Source organism: Halobacillus dabanensis (assembly GCF_900114165.1).
GTDB classification, from domain to species: domain Bacteria; phylum Bacillota; class Bacilli; order Bacillales; family Halobacillaceae; genus Halobacillus; species Halobacillus dabanensis.
On the sequence record NZ_FOSB01000015.1, the window covers coordinates 43,733 to 64,722 of the forward strand.

Here is a 20,990-nt window from a genome sequence, read left to right on the forward strand (position 1 = left end):
ACTGTGTTGAAAATACAATTTGATCCAAGTCAACAATACCAACGAGATGCGATTGATGCTGTCATTGAATTATTTAAGGGGCAACCCCATTCACAAGAGATGATTGATATATCAACTAAAGGACAACAATCTCTTGAGGGATCGACAGGTACAGCTAACCAACTACTATTAAGTGATGAAGCGATCTTAGAGAATCTACATTATATTCAAAAGAAAAATAAATTATCTACCACGGCGGAAGAAATATCCGAGTTAACTGGTTTCGATTTCTCCATTGAGATGGAAACTGGGACAGGTAAAACCTATGTGTACCTACGTACAATCCTTGAACTATATCTAAACTATGGCTTTAGCAAGTTTATAATTGTAGTGCCATCGGTTGCGATTCGTGAAGGTGTATTAAAGTCTATTGATCTTATGAGGGAACACTTTAAAACGCTATATGACAATTTACCTTTTGAATCTTATATTTATGATTCAAAGAAACTAACTCGCTTACGTCAATTTGCTCGGTCCAATGAGCTTCAAATCATGGTGATGAACATAGATGCTTTTAATAAAACATCGAACGTTATCAATCGCCCAAATGAAGATATGGGGGGAGAAGAGCCCATTACTTTCATTAGGAAAACCCATCCAATTTTAATTTTAGATGAACCACAGAATATGGAGAACGAGAAGAGTAAAGTAGCTTTAGCCAATTTAAATCCATTATTAAAGCTTCGTTACTCTGCTACCCATCGTAATCCATATCATTTACTTTATAATCTTAATCCAGCGAAGGCATATCAGCTAAAGCTAGTTAAGCGTATTGGGGTTACTTCCATCGTAACGGAAGATGATTTTAACCAGCCCTATATTGAATTTCATGATACAAAAGCAACAAAAAGAACGGTATCCGCACAACTGACGATTGATGAATTACAATCTGATGGATCTGTTAAGCGTAAGAAAAAATGGTTGCGTTCCGGTGATGATCTTTATGATAAGAGTAACGGTCGTCACCTTTATCAAGGATACATTATTGATCAAATCCATCATGGCGAGAAGTGGATACGGTTTTCAAATAATGTTAACTTAGAAAAAGGATTCAGTCATGGTGTGGATCGTGATCTTATGATGCGTGTACAGTTAGAGGAAATGATTCGAGCGCATTTTGAAAAGGAATTAGAAGTAAAACGGATGCCTATAGGGAAGCGATTGAAAGTATTATCCCTTATATTTATTGATAAAGTCGCAAACTATGCTGACGAAGATGGAAAGATTCATTTGTGGTTTAATGAACTGTACGAATCAATAAGGAAAGAGGAACGGTATCAATCTCTATCATTACCTTCTGTAGAGGGAGTTCAAGGAAGTTATTTTTCTCAGGATAATAAGAATAAACCAAAGGATACTTCTGGGAAGACGAAACAAGATGATGAATCTTATAACAAAATTATGCGTGATAAAGAGCAATTACTTTCTTTAGAGGAACCAATACGTTTTATATTCAGCCACTCAGCATTACGTGAAGGATGGGATAATCCCAATGTATTTCAAATTTGTACGCTAAACGAAACATTCTCTGAAGTAAAAAAACGTCAGGAGATTGGCCGTGGCTTACGATTACCTGTAGATGAATCAGGAGAGCGTTGCACAGATATGAAGGTAAATCGTTTAACGGTTGTAGCCAATGAACATTATGATGACTTTGCTGAAGCCTTACAAACTGAAATGACAGAAGATGGGTATGAGTTCTCAAAATCACAGATTGATAATAATAGGGAACGAAAACCTATCAAACTTCTATCTAAGTGGAGGGAGAATACTGATTTCATTGAACTTTGGGATCGGATCAAACATCAAACCAAATACTCAGTTTCATTCGATACGAACAAACTTATTAGACAATCTGTTCAACGGCTACAACAAATTCGCTTACAGCCCCCAAAAATTAAGGTGAGAAATGTAGATATAAATGTATCTAAGGAAGGTATAAGTGGGGAAGCTTTGCTTGAATCTACTCGATCATCAAAACCATTATCACTTTCAATTCCAAACATAGTTGAAGCCATTCAGCGTACTACACAACTAAAAAGGAGTACTGTTATAGATATTTTGCAGCAAGCTGATAATTATGATCAACTTCTTTTAAATCCACAAAGGTATATAGAAGAAGCTAGTAACCATATTCAATCAGAAATGACTCAAATGATGGTGGATGGGATCAAGTATGAAAAAATAGCAGATGGCTATTATGAAATGCATCGATTTGAAATGGACGAACTTAACAGCTATGTTTCACGAATGGTCAGTTCATCTAAGTCCATTTATACAGCAACCGAAGTGGATTCAACGGTGGAACGTTCATTTGCAGAACAATTAGAACGAATGGATGATATAAACTTTTATTTGAAGCTTCCGTCCTGGTTTACTATTAAAACACCTTTAGGCAAATATAACCCTGATTGGGCTATTGTTAAAGAAGAGCAGGGTCAATCTAAACTTTATTTCGTTGCAGAAACGAAAGGTTCAACAGATGAAGAAGATTTAAGAGGTAAAGAGATACAAAAAATTGAGTGTGGTAAAGCTCATTTTGAAACTTTGAGTGACGTTTCCTATAAAATAGTAACAGATGCCGAAGCGTTGTATCTGTGATTAAAAAATCACCCCACTTTTTTCTAATGTAAAAAAAGTGGGGTGTTTAAAATTATTGTTTTAAGTACTCCTCTAGAGCATCTAATGTTCAACCTCTGCATCCGCGTACCCATCTTCCTGTATTTCTTTGACTGCTATAGATTCTTGTTTAAAGTCATTTTTTAGTACCTTAAGGAGGTGCATAGAAAAGTTAAGCTTACAATCCTGTTTTTATATGGTTATTTTTCCTTTTGCACTCCAATCCGTCTAACTTTTCAGCATCTAGGACACCCGAACCTTTCCTGTTATCAAAATGGTTATCGATGAATATAAAAGATACTTTGTTTTTGATACGTCTTTTGAAACTGGCACTATGGTAGCAGTGAGTAAAAAATATGTCGTCGAGTGGTCATTATCAAAAACGAACACTTATGACAGTAGTAATGGCGTCTGATATATTTGAGATATAAAAACAGATGCTAAATAGGTTAGCTAAATGACCATCTTCCGTTATAGGGCGCTTTAATGTAATAAGAGAAGGGACTTCCAAATTTATGGAGTCTCTATTTTTTATATAAAATATCAATAACAAGTTTTAAGTCTTTACAATTAATTTGTTTCAGAAATTCGTTTCATGAGCTATACTAATTTTAAAGGAAATTTTTGGATCAAAATTCTATATTATTGGATTATTAAGTTGATATAGCTAATTAAAATTTATTGAGGTGAATCGAATATGGGAAAATTAAGGAACCTGACAATTTTTTTAGTATTTATTGGTGCAGTTGCTCTATTAATTAATAGTGTGCAAACACCAAGTGAAGCTAACGCTGCCAAAGGTAACCTGAATATGAAGAAGGTTGACGTCGATGAGTTTTTTGCGGACCATGATGGAACGTTCGTATTGCGCGATATGAAAAAAGAACGAGCATTTGTCTATAACAGCGAACGCGCTAATCAAAGATTTGCGCCGCAATCGACATTTAAAGTTCCTAATGCTCTCATTGGATTACAGGTAGGGGCTGTAGAAGATGAATATGATATTAAATATTGGGATGGTGTTGAACGGGAAATAGAGATCTGGAACCAGGATCATACGCTTGGGTCTGGTATGAGGTATTCTGTAGTTTGGTATTATCAAGCTATGGCTCGTGATATTGGAGAGAAGCGAATGGAGGAATGGGTCCAAAAGATTTCTTATGGTAATCAAGATATTAGTGGAGGAATTGATCAGTTTTGGTTAAGTAGTTCACTCAAAATTTCTCCAATAGAACAAGCAGATTTTATGGGAACATTATATAAAGAAAACCTTCCCTTTGATAAGGACGTAATGAATACCGTAAAACGGATGATGATCCAGACGGAAGGGGATAACTATACCCTTTACGGAAAAACGGGGCAAGGGACTGGCATAGGCTGGTATGCTGGTTTTATCGAAACAAAGGATCGCAATTATGTTTTTGTAACAAACATTGCTGGGACCAGTACGGAAGCTAAAAATATTACAATAGACATTTTAAAAAAGTATCATCTTATGACAAGGTAAGAGATTGGAATTCAATTATAGTCAAGATGGTGAAATTATAAATTTAAGAATATCAGCTAATATAAGCAAGTCAATCTTCCGTTATAGGACGCGATTGCAGAAGAAGATTGCTTACTCTTTTTCTCGAGATACCATATGTTGAACTCCAATTCATAAAAAAACCTTTTAAAACCATACGAAAAATTCGTATGGTTTTTTATATAGCAACCAAATTCGTCAAGGGATCAGCTTCTTACGACAAATAGCTCTCAAATTAATGCGACATTTACTACTGAAATTCACAGATAATTTCTTTTTTTTAGGATGTATTGTTATCAAAAACGAACGTTATTGATATGAACCTGGTTTAAAAGGGATCTTCCGCAAACAGTCCATATAATTGAATAACTCTTAGTTAGTAACCTTTAATCTTATGTTAAAATATGGTGGTAATTAAGAAAACTAGAAGTAACCATAGCATGGATGAAGTATAGTTTCATGGACATATTTTAGCAGATGGTGAGTTTATTAGGATTTAGAATAATTTATAATCTAAATATAAGTAATAGAAATTAAACAATATTATAGTTTACTGTTTTGGGGAGGTAAAGAAATTGGCTACGACAATTGAAGTTAATAAACAAAGTGTTAAACAATTATTAGAAACTGGAAAAATACATAGGTTTGTCATTCCAGAATATCAAAGATCCTATGCATGGAACGATGAACAAATTCAAACGCTGTTTGATGATTTAGCGGAATATACTGCCAATGAGAATGAGTCGTCTTATTTCCTTGGGAGTATTGTTTCTTATGAAAACAAAGATGGGGAGCAAGAAATCATTGATGGCCAACAACGTATTACAACATTATTTTTACTGTTGAGAGCCATTTACACAAAATTACAACAGAGTCAATCAAAAAAAGAAGTAGAGAATTTTAAAGACAAAATCGAACCTGCCATTTGGAAGGAGGACAAATTAACCGGAGACGTCAATTACTCAGAAATTTTAATCGTATCACGTGTTATTAATCATGAAGGAAACCTAGTATTTGCAAAGATATTAGAAACAGGTGTTGCTGATGATCAAGCACAGGATAATTATTCGAAAAACTATTTTCAATTACAGAACTTGATTGATGATTACGCCCAAAATGATCCTTTATCATTTTACAATTTTATTTATAATCTATTGAATCAAGTTATCTTATTACCCATAAAAGCAGACTCACAGGATACAGCTTTAACCATTTTTTCAACGCTTAATGATCGTGGACTCCCCCTATCTGATGCAGATATTTTCAAGGCAAAAATATACAATTATTTAGATGATGAAGAGAAAAAAGTGTTTATAAAAAACTGGCAAGAATTACATGAGCGTGCAAAAGATGCTGATGAGAGTATTCAACGGTTATTTTATTATTATATGTTTTATTTAAGAGCCTTAGATGAAGACCGTAAATCGACTACTCCTGGTCTGAGAAAGTATTATTCTAAAAACAATTTTGATCGGCTATATGATAAAGACATCCTGAGTGAATTAAGTAAGCTTTTAAATCTATGGGCTGTCATTAATAATCGGGAAGGAATTGAAGGGGAAAAATGGAGTGACAATTTAAAAATTAAAGCTATTTTGGATTCACTTTCTTCTTACCCCAATGAATTCTGGAAATATCCGGTCTCCATATACTATTTATCACACAGCGATAATGAAGAATTTGAAGAAAGTTTCCTAAAGTTTTTACGTAGATTATTTGTTACATTGGCATCTAAATATGTATTAACGCCGACAATCAATGCTGTCAAAACCGATATTATGAATTTAAATGTAGAAATTATAAAATCTATGGAACCACAGTTTGAATTACATCAAATTGATGAAGGAGTTTTGAAAGAAAAACTTAAAAACCCACATAGGAATACTGTAAGAATGTTATTGAAAATCCTTGCTTATCAAGAACAAGAAGAATTATTGCCAACCAAATGGGAAATCGAGCATATATTACCTAAAAGATGGCAACCTAGTTATTTTCCCAAAACAAGTGAAGAGGAAGTAAAAGAAACGATCGAGCATATAGGCAATAAAGTACCGTTTGAAAGAAAATTGAATATAGTTGCGGGCAATGGCTATTTTGCAAAGAAAAAACAACAATATTCTAAGTCTAATATCGTTATCACGAGAGATCTTAATGATGTTCCTACTGATAATTGGGGACTAGAAAATATTCGTGAGAAAGATATCCGCATTTCAGACAGGTTATTAGAACTCTTTAAGGAGTGGGGTCTAAACAATGTATTTTCAAAGGAAGGAAAGAATAATAGCCCCACTGAAGAAGAAGCAAATCAAATCGAGTATTTTAAGAAACAAGGTTGGATGTAGTTCGCTCATTTATTTAACTTTTATAGGGTGTTATACCGCAAACGAAGTTTCAGAAAGTTGGAGATCCTCACCAAATTATTACAAAGGTTACATGCTCATTTTGTTGACACTAATGATAGAGAAGAATATCCTCTTTTTTCATTGCTCAAATTGTTCGGATATGTGTCAAGTAAGGTTGTTTTTGGAAGATGAAGGTTATAGTAGGTTATGTTTCTCTTGTGGTGGAATATGGGAGGAGGGTCAAATGGATTTTTGCGAAACCTGTGATCATAATTTATGAAACCAGTCCATATGAGGATGTAGCGATGTGTTGCAACTGTATAGAATACAGAGTAAATCTTTGACCTATTGAAGCTATAAAATACAAATCCATCAGATTATTCAACCGGTCGTAAAAGGTATACTATATTATGGATCGTTATAAATTTTTTAATGACATACTTTTTGGCATACTATTACTCATTTAGATTCATTACCTAATAGTTATTGAATTTACATTGAGCCTAAGCAAAGTTGTCATTGGCGACTAACTTAGACCTTATATTCTTCTATTAACATAGGTGAATCCATGGGCGGCATGATGTGATAGCGCCCAAAACTCTTTCAACATAGGGTTAAAGAATAATTTGACTGGATATTGACTAGTTTTTAGATTGTATACTAAATCTACTAGGTCTCTTAAGAGTTTATAAACTCTTAAGAGGCCTTTCTTTTAATAGGTGACCGGTCATCTCCTTTGGAAGATAATTAAGCTAAGCTAGAAGTGAAAAAAATCAATTAGGATGGGGGGGGGCAGTAGCCGGCACAAAGATCCCTTTCTTTAGATATAAGTTTTTGTTATATCTATTTTCTCAATGTGCACTCTTCCGTTAACCTTGGTAAGTTTTAATGTAAGAGGATTATGAGAGGTGAAAGCTTCTTTTAATCTCTCCAGAAAATTTTTCTTCTGTTCCTCAAAATACGTGAAATTAATAGCCGATAAAATAGATTCAACTTCATAGCTTGCAAACGGGTTGTGCTTATCGATTCCTTCCTCCACCTCTGGCCATAATTCATGACCATTCTTTCCTAGGATACAGATTGGATATATTTTTTTATATTGAGAGGACTCACTTTCTGCTACTAAATAATTTCCTTTTCTAATAGCTTGATTATCTTTTAAATATAAGTAAACAGCGTCAATTTCTTCTAACATGCTACGGGAATAAAAAGCAGTGAAATCTTCAAGCTGTTCAAGTGTACTATCAGAACTATCCATTATTTTAGGAATAGCCACAATGTTTTTGTTCGGATTACAATAATAGTCAACAGCAGGCAAGTCATTATATTTGTTCTGCTCAATAACTTCAAATTTCGTACCACTTACCTTTAGTTCATCATTGGCCACATTGTAATAAATTTGGCTATTCTGCTTTATAGTTCCTTCTAAATAAACCCCCACAGACTTCAACAGTCTTACCGTAGCACTTGCACCATGTCCTCCATACCCAGAATTATGGTGATCACTCCAAAACTCATTACCATCTTCATTCTTTACTACTAGTCTTGGTACGATAGTAATCTTTTCAAGCGTATGATTATTAGGAACATCTTCTGTTTCATAATACCCTTTTAGCATAGCATCTCTACGATCAAAACAAGCGAATACTTCCTTAACGGAATAAAATTCATCACGTACCTTTTCCCAATCTTCATTAAAATACTTCGCCAATCCAGTCACTCTCCCTATAAAAAAGTTATTTGATAAATTTGACGTGTTTCTCTGAAGCTTGAAGCCCAGTGTTGAATTGAAAAAACTTTAAGGACATCCCCCAAACTGAGCTTAAGAAATTGCTTTGTCTTTAATCAATTGATTGTGTAAATACGCATTATGCTACCTGAAAAAACAGCTATTAAATCAGAGAAAAGTAACGTCTTTTATTCGCTCAAATAAGGCGAAAATACTTCAAATGAAGGACTATAGAAATAAGGAAAGCCATAATAGCAAAGATCACCGCAAATAAAACGGATTGCAAAAATCCCATACCGATCACAACACCGATCATTCCCAAAATAAACTAAAAAGAATACTTAAGACAATAGCAATCGGGGGGATCCAACAAAAGATAAATAGACCAATAAACCTACCTTCCAAGAATGAAAACGAAAGCCAATCATCAAAGCGACAAACAGCGATTCAAAAAACATCAATGAACCAGCTGTATTTTCACGATGATAACGATGCCTGGCATCAACATATTGAGTTTCATTAGACATACTTACTATCCCCCTTTTCTTAAGCAACCTCACAAAGATTAAGCTTTGTTATTTTTAACACATGATCATACGTTTTTTTCAGATTTTGAACCTTAAATCTTACATAACCAAAGCCCATCTATACAAAAAGAGACTTCCGAATTCGGAAGTCTCTTTTTTAACTAGTAACGATTATTTTTGAACGTTAGCAGCTTGCGGTCCACGGTTACCTTCAACAATTTCAAAGGAAACTGCCTCGTTTTCTTCTAATGTTTTGAAACCTTCGCCTTGAATAGCAGAGAAATGAACGAATACATCGTCTTGCTCTTCTACTTCAATAAAACCAAAACCTTTACTTTCGTTAAACCATTTAACATTACCTTGTAACATAAATTGTTACCTCCTGCGTGGAACTGATCCACAATGTATTACTATTATTGCTCTGCATATTCATTCCAGACGAAAGTGACTTACTAGTTACTTTTGCTTTCAATCGTAAACGAACAAGAATAATTAATTTTAATTATACCAATATATGTTAATCTCGTCAACGGGATAAGCAAAAACAAAAATAGCCTACTGAATATCTGTAAACGGGGATGAAGAAGCTAAGAGTAAAAAAGGTGCCGTTTACAATGATAGGCTTACTGATTCGATTATTCTTTTTTATTGGTTAGTCTTTGCAACCAATAAACCACTATACTCTTTGGTGGACCATAGTGATCACCAAATATGGTTTGTGCTTTTAACCCATGTGGATGAAAATATTGAACTATCGAAGCAGTAATTTGAAATAAGAACGACATTTGCTTAATGCGTAGTAGATTGACTGATCCTGTGCAATAAACGTTTTTGATTTCAAGTGAATTTGTGAAAAAGTGACAGGACAGGGATGTCATTTTGAAGGGAAAGCTGATCTAAGAAAACTAGTAGTGGATATGCGGAGAAACCATCCTTCCTTTTATTGATGATCGGACACGATCCAATTGTTTTGCTTTTTCTAATTTCAAAGAAAAATTAGTTGACGGTGTAGTTTAAAATATGATATCATTGAAAATTTGATAAAAAACATTATATATGTTAAGCTTAATAAGGTTAACATATATGGAGGTGGATTTTTTGTATCAAATTGGCGATAACATTGTGTATCCAATGCACGGAGTAGGTATAATTAAAGCCATAGAAGAAAAGGAAATCTCAGGAAAAAAACAACAGTATTATGTCATAAAAATGTTAATCAGTAATATGCAAGTCATGATTCCAACGGGTAAAATATTGAGTTCAAGTATACGCCCAGTTACTGACATAATTGCATTAAAACACATCATACACATTTTTCAGCATGGAGGATCAGATAAATTACTTCCGTGGAAACAAAGGTATAAAGTAAACACTGACAAAATAAAAACAGGTAAAATACAAGAAGGTGCGGAAGTTGTACGTGATTTAATGCGTATCAAGAAAGAGAAAGAGCTTAATACAAGCGAAAAAAAATGTTTGATAACGCACATGAATTTTTGATTAGTGAACTGAGATTAATTAAAGGGATCACTGAAAATCAAATAAAAATTTTCTGTTAAGGTATTGTATTACACCTACCGGAAATATTCTTGGATTTATTGGGGATATGATTATTATTAAAATTAAATTTCCTTTCCTGATCAGTGTGAAATAACTTCAGAGGATGAAGGTTATATGGATAGAGAAAGCGCGCTGAACTAGTGTTGCTTCAATGTGAGGATCAGCACTGTAGCCTATAATTTCGTTATATAAGTTACTAAGAGGGAAGCAAGGGAGCAGACGATCCGTCCCAGCTCTTCCAAAATCGCATGTAACGAGAATAAGGATAGCTGAGAGAGTAGCTCTTAGCTATTTTTAATTCGTACGATTATGAAGAATTTTTATATCCATAGGTGTCCCTCCCTTCTTGGAACCATCCAAAGAAGGTCAATCGATGCTCCAAGGAATTGACTTCATGGGTCGTAATCTTGTCCGGAGAGGCTCTATGTAAAGGGCCTTATATAAGTTCTAATTTCCAGTGAAGTGTTCAACGTTATCTGACCGGTTACATATATGCATTGTTACGAGGAAAATAACTTTTTAAGAACGCTTTAATGCCTTTTTGTTGTCTTTAAGACGATTTACGTTGTTTACATGTCTTCAATTTATTACCTCTTACTAAATTTGGATTTTTACTCTTTTGTATAGATAACCGCATAATGTTGGCGAGACCTCAAATCAAGCTTACATTAGCTCATCTTCTTCCAATAAAAACTGTTGACGGCTACAAGTTTAATTTCTTATAGTAAGCGTAAGAACCTATAATTTCATACCAAAGGGGAGTAGCTGTCCAGCAACTGTTGTCATTACAGGGCAAATATCCTCGACATTGTTGACACCATAACTTTTGTTAGCGAGACCTTGCCATGCATTATGCGGGCGAAGGTCTTTTTTATTTCTTTATCGGAGCATGCTGGCTGGTTGAAGTCTCTTTTCTTTTGGAAAACAAGGGAGTGTACTCATATCAAAACTATTAAAGAACAAGTCTGTGAAGAAAGATTTGCGCGAAGCTAAGAAGCATGTGTGGCCAGTCATTCAAAAAGAAATTGCAAAGCAAAAGGGTCAGAGTGGAAAGGAATGAAGGAAATAGCTTCTGTGTTTTCAACTCATCTTTTAAAAACACCTCTGTTTTATTCGCTAATGGATGGTTAGGACTTGTTACTAGCTTGATTTCCTCTTTCAGTAACTCCTCAATGGTTAACGCCTCTCCTGGTCTTGGAACATCATAATAAAGGCTACATCAACTATCCCTTTCATTATCGCTTTCCAAGCCGTTCAAACAGCGGTTTTCCCAAGCTTTCTTCTAAGTAATGTAGTGCCCTTTCATACCCTCACTCTCCTTCAAAGAAGTCTAGAAGCACCCATGCACTAACAACGAAATATAAACTGGAGGACTTCAGTCATCCCTCCACCTCGCTTATTTCGACTTCTATCCTTGGCTGTTCTTGGTTCGAAGCAAGGAAGGTGTTCTTTGAGTTTAGAGACAAATAAAAAAGCCAAGTCTCTAGTAAAGTTTGACTCTTATCGGGGAATTAAGTTCTTCACATCCAAGTAAAATAATCCTTTCATAAGGGAAATATTTGACAAGTATAGGGGGAATATCTAAGTACTCAAATAATTCATTATCTGAGGAAACTTCATTCAGTAGTAGACGGACCCTTTTCCCATTACTAAAGGAGAATTTGGCGGAAATATATTTTTCATCTTTCAAAAATTGATGTAATTCCAATCAAGATCCTCCCTATAAAGTGGTGGGTGAAATGTAACATAACTTAAATAATTCTGTACAGCAAAAAAGCCAGAGCATAAGCCCCGGCTGAGATTAGGAGGCTATGCCACCCAATCACTGTTCAGTCTATTTAGCAAGTCATCAAGTTCTTGAGATAGTTTAACAACGTAATTGTAATTAGATCCGTTTAGATATGCGTCATACATCTTTTGTCTTTTATCTTCTATTTGTTTCTTTAAGACATCAGGGTTACTCATAACTATCCTCCTAAACAGATTTTAAACGATTATAACAAATGTGGACTAGAGAGTGAGCATTTAAATATGAAAGTTCGAATAACTGTCACAAAATTAATTCATTTGGTATGAGCATAGGGCAAATGAAAAAGCCAGAGCATAAGCCCCAGCTCCTACATTCCTTAATGTTTTTTATGCATAGGTGGTAAAACTAACCAACCTTTTTCTTTGTTCAGCCTTAGCGCTTTTGCACCTGCTTGTGCTTTATTCATATGGAAATTGCCGAACAACATAGCGATGTCTTCTCTTGTGGATTGGCCTATGATTTGACTACAAGTTACTAATCCTTGAGAGATATTCATGGAAATTCCGGCGCTGATCTCTGGATCGTTTACTCTTGCACCAACTGGGATGTCCTCAAGGTTTGCTACTGCGCGTTCAGGTGGGGATGGTGGTAATACAACACCGTTAACTTTCAGAATTTCTTCAATTTCCTGAGTCTCTTGTTTTATACCTTGAGCTAATTCCTCCAGGAATCGCTTTAAATCCTGGTCTCCAGCATGGTTATACATTGTTTGGTAATTAGCTAAGTTACCTTTTGCCACGGATAAGTAGCTCCATAGGCTAAATACTTCACCATAGTGCAAAGGTTCTTTTTGCTGATTTCCAGATAAAATACCCATTATGGGATCACTCTCCTTTGTTTTAGTTAAACAAAGGTATTATTAGTCAGACGTACCTTTAATATTCATAAATCCCAAAAATAGGGAAAATGGAAAGTGTCCGAACGGACAGATGAAGAAATAATCTACACAACAAAGCCAGAGCAAAGCTCCGGCTGTTGTCAGAGGGGGACTCATCCATTTTGAGTGTTTATCTGAAGGAGTTGTAGTGGATGAGTCACTTTAAAGATTATGTGCATTAGAGGAAAACTTATACACAAAAAGCCCAGAACATTAAGGTATGTCCTGGCGTTTACCCTACTAGGGATTTATAGACCTTCAGGTTTAAGTTCATTATCGTTCGTCCCACATTCGGGGCACTGTATCCAAACAATGTATGCATTTTTTTCATTGAGGTCCTTCTCAGTAACTTTAAGAATCTTCATTTCGTCATGAAAACATTCCATGCACCTCTTTTTGATGAGTTGACCTGCTTGGTAGTTGCTCATGAGGAAACCTCCTTGGTCTAAATAGTAAGTAATGTTTTTCATAATAATATTACTATTTTTTTACCGGAATGCAATGGTAAAAGAAGCCACTTGAGGAAGATGAAGAAGAATAGAGCAAGTAAAAAAGCCAGAGCATAAGCCCTAGCTTGAATCTGACAATTCAATTATAACACGGGGGTCAGCTCTATGCGATTAAACCAAGTACAAACTGACACTCTTCATCAAGAATCCGCCTAATCAAGGGGGAAGACAATGGCGGAACAAAGCCGGGAATTGAGAGACTCTAAGGCACTGAACTCAGATTTGCTACTAAAGTTGGCGCGCAACGGAATTAATTAAGGAGGGGGGGAGATGTCTTTCAACGTAATTAAGAATTACTACCAGATGGGGTTGTACGACAATTCGGATGTAGGAGATTTTGTTAAATATGACTGGTACAAAGGAGCTATATCAAGAAATTACTGGAGAAGAATACGCAACCTCATAACACCCATAGAAGTATATTTTTTTGTCAAAAAGTGGCCCTAGAGGCCACCTCATAATATTAGTCCCTATTATCCCGACGGCGCATTCCAAGTAAACCAGCTAAACCGATTAGGCCAATCCAGCCCCAATCTGTATCATCATCGTCGTTATTGCCCGTAGCAAGGTTTGTGACGTCCTCATTGACGTCGTTTCCAATATTATGAACATCATTGTTCGAGTTATTGTGTTCACCTGTATTTGCTAAAACAGAACCACCGAAAATCATTGCGGTCAAGGAAAAAGAACAAAGTAAATAAATCACTTTTTTAATCATGGATTATACCTCCTGAATTTTAGTTTTAGTTCAGGATTATACTTTCTCAAATAAGGGGAAAATATTCATTATTCTTTTGGGAAAATATAGGATTGGGGTTGAATAGAGAATGATAGAGGGTTAGGTAACTCTTTTGTGGCTTTTTTTATCAATTTCAGAGGCCCACTTTCTTGAGTGAGCCTCATATCTATTTTTAGGGGAGATTATATTCTTCGGTATTTCACATCTATATTAGGGGGTCAAGCATGGATGGACAATATGTTACGCGAGAAGAGTTTAGTAAATTAGATGGCAAAATGGATGAATTACAGGATGAGCAAACTCAAACCAAGCAACGATCCCGGCACGTTGAGCAGAAGTTGGACAAAATCGAAATCAATACTACGTGGATCTTGCGCCTAATTTTTTCAAATAAAAATTCTCTCAACATTCATAAGGGCAGCTTATTTCGTTAAAATTGGACTAATAATGTCTCCAATTTTCCAAGTGTCAGATATATTGCTTGGTCCTGTGTGGTTACCTATTCTATCTTTGGTCCCGGGTATTGGCATAGGATTATTTCTCAGAGCTTTCCTAAATAAAACTAGATAGGAAAAGTTCTTGTTATTAGGTATAGGAACGATTACAGCATATAGCTATAAGTACTCAAATACTTGTTCAATATAGTGGAGACATATTTAGTCCACCAGTGTTGTAATCGCTTGGAGGCCTTTTTGATAAGCTGTAAATGAAATGGCAAGGGGTCGAATTTTAAAATTAACAAACTTATTGCATGTATATAATAATAATGGAAAACATAACAGTAAGTAATTTTATTTGGAGGTAAATAAATGGAGGAAAAAGGAAATCAGATAAGACTGACTTCTGCTGAGTTGGGACAGCTTTGGACGCAATATGTAAACGATAGTGCGAGTATATGTTTGCTAACTTACTTTGCAGAAAAAGCTGAGGATAGTGAGATCAAACCGATTGTTGAACATGCTTTAAAATTATCTGAAGTACATATAAAAAAAATAATATCTATATTTAATGAGGAAAATCATGCAATTCCACATGGTTTCAAGATTGAAGAAGATGTTGACTTAACTGCACCACGATTGTATTCGGATAGTTATGTATTAAATTTTGTCCAAAACATGGCTAAAGTTGGGTTAACTACTTATTCAGGTAGTTTATCTGTAGCTGTAAGAGAAGACATTACTGAGTTCTATATGGAATGTCTTAGGGAAACGAAGCAATTATACAAAATGACTAAGGACTTGTTATTGTCAAAAGGTCTATATATAAGGTCTCCCTATTTCCCAAATTTAGAACATAATGAATTTGTAAAAAAACAAAGGTTTCTTTGGGATATATTAGGAGAAAAAAGACCTCTAGTTGCATTAGAAGTATCCAATCTGTACTCCAATCTGCAAAGAAATGCTTTAGGTGCAGCTACCTTAATTGGATTTAGTCAGGTAGCTCAGGACAAAGATGTTAAACAATTCTTTTTAAGAGGGATAAAAATTGCTAGAAAGCATATTAAGTCATTTGGAAGTAAATTAGAGGAAAGTTATCTCACTGTACCTATGACTTGGGCAACAGAGATAACAAGTAGTACAACTAAAACTTTTTCAGATAAAATCATGATGTTTTATACATCCGGTCTAACAGGATTAAGTATTGGTTATTATGGTACTGCTCTAGCGCAAAGTCCAAGAGTAGATTTGGGTATCTTGTATAACAAACTTTCAGTGGAAATTCAATTATATTCTGAGGATGGAGCTAATATTATGATTCAAAATAAATGGTTAGAACAGCCACCCATGGCTTCAGATAGGGATGAGTTAGCAAGAAAGAATAATCCAAATATGTAATATAAACTAGTGAAACGTAATTGAAGAAGATCCTCCGTGTTCTTCAAACATCAGTAGGATGGATTCAAAACATATGTCGGCATTTACAAGTAAGGATTCGGGGACATCGGGGTATCAGGATTAGAATAATAGTACCGGCTAAACGGGGGGAATGCAGTAAAATTCGAAGCAGCAAAATAAAGCACCCAGTGGATTATTTCACTCCACTGGGTGCTTTATTCTTTCTACTGTCCAATCTACTGTACTAGCATGTTCAATTGAATTTAGTTTATTCGCTAATAATTTTGCTTCTTTATAATCAGTGAGAGTCTTAGGAGTAGTAGTACCGGTGTTCTTTAATGTTTCAATACCACCATCATCTAATCGGCGAATAATTCTGTACATGTTAATCAATCAGCTCCTAATTGGTTTATAGAAGTGAAAACATTATACCAAAAAAATCCGAATATTTGTATACCCTAAAAGTATAAAAATTAAACCAAAACAAAAACACAATGGTGCTCATTGTGTTGAAGTAACAAAACAGAGTGAAATCAATATTTATTTTCCCTCTTCTTTTAATGCTGAATGTATTAATTTAATTTGTGAATCAAGTATTTTTAGGGTGTCAATGTCTTTAAAATGATATCTATCTTCAATCATTTTATCCAACTCCCTTTTTAATAGTAAGGTTTCACATATATCTAAGGATTTTTGCATAATAGTACTCCTATTTAAGAATTATTTTTATCAATTCCACTAAATAATGTAAGTGATGGCTACCTATTTTATTTTTACCTATTGGAATAGTGACTGGAAATCTAATTAGGGTAATCCTTCTGAAATTTATTAAGTAAAATTTTTAAAAGAATGAATGCATGGTGATTTTATTGACACTGAGATAGTTAAAGATAACATCCAATTTTTTATAATTATTCAGAGAATTTAGTCCAAAATGTTTAATTTTCTATACAAAGGGTACAAATAAAGAGACACAGGATTGGACTGGGGCTTTCATGCCCCTTTTCTTATGTTTAAGACCGTTATACCAGTTTCATTATCAACACATCCTTCATTCTGAATGACAAGGATGTCTTATTTGTGAAGTTCGTTTAATGCCATGTTTGGGCGATGCCTCTGACTGGATATTCTTCAATAATACTGATATATTTTTCATCACATATTAATACCGTAAAGTTGGAACATCCATTATATTGATTTTTTAATCCTATCTTCTAGTATTTTCGTCATTTTCTACAAAATTGACCTTGTTGAAAGTGGCAAGGCCAATTTTATATGTAGCAGTTTTAAGTTGATGAGTTATATTCTTTCCCCCGAATAATTACACTTCCAAGCGTTCAAATTCTGCTTTGTAGAACACCTTTATAAACACACATACCTAAAAACACCACCACTAACTCTTCATCCATGTTGCCTTGCTGTTTTTGGATGTTCCCTGATTTCAATGGTAATCAAACTTTTTATTTTCATAGAATGCTAGCTGGCTTGATGCCGGTAAATGGAAAGTGAACGAGTACATTTTCACTTTCACCATTGAAGTTGATGCTCAGGCGGGGATTTTTTAGTATTTATTTAAATCTAAGATCATTATTGTGAAAAATTCCACAGGTGGTACATAGAAACATTCTTGTTGTGGAAGTCTGCAAAAAACATGTCCTTAGGTGAGTCACAATTGGAATGTTTGCTGGTGCTCACTTGAGATTAAGAAGAGCTTTAATATTCACCCAACGTAACTCTTCATGTTCATAGCCTTGGGGTCCCAGAAACAATTTTAGCTCTATATGTAGAAAGGCATATTATATTGGAGTCACTTTCCTTAGTGGTGCTTTCAACCATCGTGTTAACCTTCATATCACACTTCAGTTCTTTTATTTCCCTTAACCAAGCTTCTTTTGGAGACTCGTGGTCTTTAAGTTTCCAACCTGGAAATTCCCAGTTAAGCCCAAGTGACATTGTTGGACTTCTTAAAGCACATAGAATATGTTTGTCTCTTTCAATAACTGCTCCTATAACCTCAATAATTGGTTTCAATGCAGTCCTTCCTTTGGATATGTTTTTAAAGATGGACAGTTTAATGGAAGAAACTCGAGAAAATAGAAGTGGAAACGGGGTGGTTGGGGCAGAAAATGGGGCAGAATTTCATTATTATTGCCCCATTTATATTTTGAGGTATCAATTTTAATCATAAAGAACGTTGATTTAATAGTGTTCTGTAATAGTCCATCTTATGCATTCCTACTTACTCCAACAGCCTTCTAAGCTGTTGGTCTTTTTGTTGACGAATTGTTGACCAAACACGTCAACAACGATTATTTTTCTTCCTAAACAATCCTAAAATGTCCAAACTCAAACCTAATGGATTGCGAGCTTATCGCATTTCGTATATATTAATAGTAAGACAACAAAATATAGAAGCCTTCGGGGTCGGATGAGCTCCGATCTTATAATAAAAGTAAAGCCACAAACCTTGATAAACAGGGGTTGTGGCTTTTTTTACTTTTGTAGGGGAAGGAGAGAGTTTTTTATTACTTCAATTAGGTGCTAATGGAAGGTTACAGAAGTTGATATAAACAAGTTTTTGCGGGAATTTAGTAAGTATCCTAAATAGACATCCATTTTGACAAGGGGGAGGTCGTTTAGGCCTTGATAGTTATTCGACAAGTAGACTAAAAGTTCTTTTTAAAAGTTGTAAGATTATGTTTGTTTACATTGTAATAAATATAAGAACAGAGGTTCGATATAGAGGGAGTTACTGAAAGATATAATTAATTGATGGACATAATCGGGATCGAGGGACTATTAAATGAACCTCGTTAATGCTGGGTGACCAAGGGATTATTATCTCGAAACTGAGTCTTCAAGATAAGGGCAGTTTTCTAGAAGATTCGATTTTGAGATATTAGAGTTAAGCCGTGTTTAATTGAACTTGAATACTTTTGGGACAGCCCTTACGTTTCATCTCCGAAATCTCCATCGGTTGCATAATTGGGTAACCTATAGCCGCCCTTCATTAAATCTTCTTAAGTCTAACAGATTCCATATTCTACAGCCCTTCTAAAGATTGTAGACCTAGGTGTATGTATTAATTACTATCTCTTGCTTTCTTGCCCATGCAGTAAATTGATTAATTTCATACTATAACCATAAGGAAAGGAGATGGAAAACATGGCTCATAGAAAAAATATAAACAGTAACTGCTGTCCTCCCCTCCCCAAAAGGTTAAGGCCTGACTGCGACTGTCCACCTGGTCCGCGAGGTCCTATGGGACCACAGGGAGAAACCGGGGCTATTGGACCTCAGGGGCCTGCTGGACCACAGGGAGAAACTGGGGCTACTGGACCTCAAGGGCCTGCTGGACCACAGGGAGAAACTGGGGCTACTGGACCTCAAGGGCCTGCTGGACCACAGGGAGAAACTGGGGCTACTGGACCACAGGGGCCTGCTGGGCCAGCGGGAGGAGTATTAGCCTTTGCAGATTTTTATGCTTTGATGCCTCCTGATAATGCTGCAACGGTTGCCCCCGGTGAAGATGTAGATTTTCCGCAAGATGGACCTATTAGTGCCGATGGATTAATTGCCCGAACTAGTGCTGATACATTTAACTTGGCTGAAATTGGCACATATCAGGTTTTGTTTCAAGTAAGTGTCACCGAACCGGGCCAACTGGTCTTAACTATCAATGACATTGAACAACCCTATACGGTGGTCGGGCGAGCAACTGGTACTTCTCAGATAGTTGGAATAGCTCTTGTTACAACGACAAGCATCAATTCAATACTCACTGTCCGAAATCCTGCTGACAATACCACAGCACTAACTATCACTCCCGTCGCTGGAGGAACAGAGCCTGTTTCAGCACACCTTGTTATCACGCGACTCGAATAGACGGTGAAGGTAGGATAATATGCTGTAGGGGCGAGGTAGCTTTCGAGCCCCCTCAGAACTCTTTGCTCTCAGAATTATCTTTTGAATAAATACAATGAAGAAACTCGAGTAATTAAGAATATGTTCCTTTGGGGCAGAAATGGGGCAGGATTTCATAATTATTGCCCCATTTCTATTTGGATCCATCAGATTTAATCCCCAAAGAGGTTAATTTGCTGGTATTACAACCTTACTTATAAAGTTTAATCATATGCGCTCCAACAGCCTTCTAAGCTGTTGGTCTTTTTGTTGACGGCATTCTAAACCAATTCGTCAAGGAGAATGTGACTACTAAAAAGTCACAAGAAAAGTAACAGGGGACAATAATCACTCGATGTGTATGGTGGAGTGATTGTGGTTTTGTTTCATTAATAAATTCTAAGTGGAGGATACTTGTGAGGTTTTAGAACCTCACAGAAAACCTCACGAATCGGAAAAGTTCTCCGAAATTACACGAATATTCGTTCTGTTTTTGCCTGTGTGGTTAACTCGAATTTAAGGTGAATCACGGAGATGAAAAGTGGGGGAAAACTCTTTCAAGTATGGGCGGCATGATGTAATAACGCCCGAAACCCTGATATGAAGGGTTTTGTTGCCTGGTTTAAACCCTGATTGACATACTTTTTTGTCATTCAAAAAGGCAAAATGTTATATTTTAATTAGCCTCTCATTAGTTTTCAGAACTTTTGAGAGGCTTTTCTATGGATAGAAATATTAATTGTGTTCAGCATCTTTTCAATTTAAACAGATATATTTTCCCAAAAAGACTTAATCTGTTCAAAGGGGATTAGTATTCAAATATGGTTGGGCATAAGACCCCATAAATGGAGCAGTACAAGCATTTTTTATAAGGCAGAATAATTGATACTCGGTAAAAATAGAAAGAAAACTATAATGTTTCATACATAAAGGAAAACCGCCGTAGATGAATGATAATTCTTCTACGGCGGTTTTT

16 protein-coding genes and 2 pseudogenes are annotated in these 20,990 nt (G+C 35.4%); 7 read left to right on the forward strand and 11 right to left on the reverse strand.

The features are described from left to right. Nucleotides 1-3: 3 nt before the first annotated feature. The 3 genes from BMZ58_RS19015 to BMZ58_RS19025 all read left to right on the forward strand — a co-directional run bounded on the left by BMZ58_RS19015 (nt 4) and on the right by BMZ58_RS19025 (nt 6,525). Nucleotides 4-2,640: a restriction endonuclease gene (locus BMZ58_RS19015; protein ID WP_208601442.1), complete on the forward strand. Its 2,637-nt coding sequence runs from the start codon at nt 4-6 to the stop codon at nt 2,638-2,640. A 715-nt stretch (nt 2,641-3,355) separates the two neighbouring features. Then, nucleotides 3,356-4,165 (forward strand): class D beta-lactamase, encoded by an 810-nt coding sequence (gene blaOXA / locus BMZ58_RS19020; protein ID WP_075038119.1) that lies wholly within the window; start codon nt 3,356-3,358, stop codon nt 4,163-4,165. A gap of 593 nt (nt 4,166-4,758) precedes the next feature. Continuing rightward, nucleotides 4,759-6,525: a DUF262 domain-containing protein gene (locus BMZ58_RS19025; protein WP_075038120.1), complete on the forward strand. Its 1,767-nt coding sequence runs from the start codon at nt 4,759-4,761 to the stop codon at nt 6,523-6,525. A gap of 820 nt (nt 6,526-7,345) precedes the next feature. On the opposite strand, the gene BMZ58_RS19030 is transcribed toward BMZ58_RS19025, so the two are convergent. From BMZ58_RS19030 to BMZ58_RS19040, 3 genes are all read right to left on the reverse strand, one after another. Further along, nucleotides 7,346-8,236, reverse strand: coding sequence for a hypothetical protein (locus BMZ58_RS19030; protein ID WP_075038121.1), 891 nt, complete (start codon nt 8,234-8,236; stop codon nt 7,346-7,348). Between the two features lie 359 nt (nt 8,237-8,595). Further along, nucleotides 8,596-8,781: a hypothetical protein gene (locus BMZ58_RS19035; protein ID WP_075038122.1), complete on the reverse strand. Its 186-nt coding sequence runs from the start codon at nt 8,779-8,781 to the stop codon at nt 8,596-8,598. 171 nt (nt 8,782-8,952) lie between these two features. Then, the gene (locus BMZ58_RS19040) at nt 8,953-9,150 is read right to left on the reverse strand and encodes a cold-shock protein (protein WP_075038123.1); all 198 of its coding nucleotides are present in this window, start codon (nt 9,148-9,150) and stop codon (nt 8,953-8,955) included. Between the two features lie 714 nt (nt 9,151-9,864). Between BMZ58_RS19040 and BMZ58_RS19045 the strand changes: the two are divergent. After that, nucleotides 9,865-10,340, forward strand: a pseudogene (locus BMZ58_RS19045) (CarD family transcriptional regulator). Nucleotides 10,341-10,405: 65 nt separating this feature from the next. On the opposite strand, the pseudogene BMZ58_RS21510 reads toward BMZ58_RS19045, so the two are convergent. From BMZ58_RS21510 to BMZ58_RS19070, 5 genes and pseudogenes are all read right to left on the reverse strand, one after another. Then, nucleotides 10,406-10,542, reverse strand: a pseudogene (locus BMZ58_RS21510) (IS3-like element IS655 family transposase); the annotation flags it as partial. Between the two features lie 1,608 nt (nt 10,543-12,150). Further along, on the reverse strand, nt 12,151-12,306 hold the full coding sequence (locus tag BMZ58_RS19055) for an aspartyl-phosphate phosphatase Spo0E family protein (protein WP_075038125.1): 156 nt from the start codon (nt 12,304-12,306) through the stop codon (nt 12,151-12,153). 161 nt (nt 12,307-12,467) lie between these two features. Then, nucleotides 12,468-12,968 carry a DUF3231 family protein gene (locus BMZ58_RS19060; RefSeq protein WP_075038126.1) on the reverse strand — a complete coding sequence of 167 codons (501 nt, stop codon included), beginning with the start codon at nt 12,966-12,968 and terminating at the stop codon, nt 12,468-12,470. 308 nt (nt 12,969-13,276) lie between these two features. Next, nucleotides 13,277-13,456 carry a hypothetical protein gene (locus BMZ58_RS19065; RefSeq protein WP_075038127.1) on the reverse strand — a complete coding sequence of 60 codons (180 nt, stop codon included), beginning with the start codon at nt 13,454-13,456 and terminating at the stop codon, nt 13,277-13,279. 544 nt (nt 13,457-14,000) lie between these two features. After that, nucleotides 14,001-14,255, reverse strand: a complete 255-nt coding sequence (locus BMZ58_RS19070) for a WGxxGxxG family protein (protein WP_075038128.1) — start codon at nt 14,253-14,255, stop codon at nt 14,001-14,003. Between the two features lie 245 nt (nt 14,256-14,500). Between BMZ58_RS19070 and BMZ58_RS19075 the strand changes: the two genes are divergently transcribed. Both BMZ58_RS19075 and BMZ58_RS19080 read left to right on the forward strand, forming a co-directional pair. Beyond that, complete coding sequence (locus tag BMZ58_RS19075; protein WP_075038129.1) at nt 14,501-14,710, forward strand: hypothetical protein; 210 nt, start codon at nt 14,501-14,503, stop codon at nt 14,708-14,710. 375 nt (nt 14,711-15,085) lie between these two features. After that, nucleotides 15,086-16,111 (forward strand): DUF3231 family protein, encoded by a 1,026-nt coding sequence (locus BMZ58_RS19080; RefSeq protein WP_075038130.1) that lies wholly within the window; start codon nt 15,086-15,088, stop codon nt 16,109-16,111. Between the two features lie 198 nt (nt 16,112-16,309). Here BMZ58_RS19080 and BMZ58_RS19085 read toward each other — a convergent pair whose 3' ends face one another. The 3 genes from BMZ58_RS19085 to BMZ58_RS19090 all read right to left on the reverse strand — a co-directional run bounded on the left by BMZ58_RS19085 (nt 16,310) and on the right by BMZ58_RS19090 (nt 18,142). Beyond that, a complete protein-coding gene (locus BMZ58_RS19085) occupies nt 16,310-16,495 on the reverse strand; it encodes a hypothetical protein (protein ID WP_075038131.1) in 186 nt (61 codons plus the stop codon). A gap of 156 nt (nt 16,496-16,651) precedes the next feature. Further along, complete coding sequence (locus BMZ58_RS21275) at nt 16,652-16,810, reverse strand: hypothetical protein (protein ID WP_167360123.1); 159 nt, start codon at nt 16,808-16,810, stop codon at nt 16,652-16,654. 1,044 nt (nt 16,811-17,854) lie between these two features. Continuing rightward, nucleotides 17,855-18,142, reverse strand: a complete 288-nt coding sequence (locus BMZ58_RS19090; RefSeq protein ID WP_244151669.1) for an NUDIX hydrolase — start codon at nt 18,140-18,142, stop codon at nt 17,855-17,857. Between the two features lie 1,134 nt (nt 18,143-19,276). On the opposite strand from BMZ58_RS19090, the gene BMZ58_RS21675 reads away from it, so the two are divergent. Then, nucleotides 19,277-19,996 (forward strand): collagen-like domain-containing protein, encoded by a 720-nt coding sequence (locus tag BMZ58_RS21675; protein ID WP_208601443.1) that lies wholly within the window; start codon nt 19,277-19,279, stop codon nt 19,994-19,996. Nucleotides 19,997-20,990: the final 994 nt, after the last annotated feature.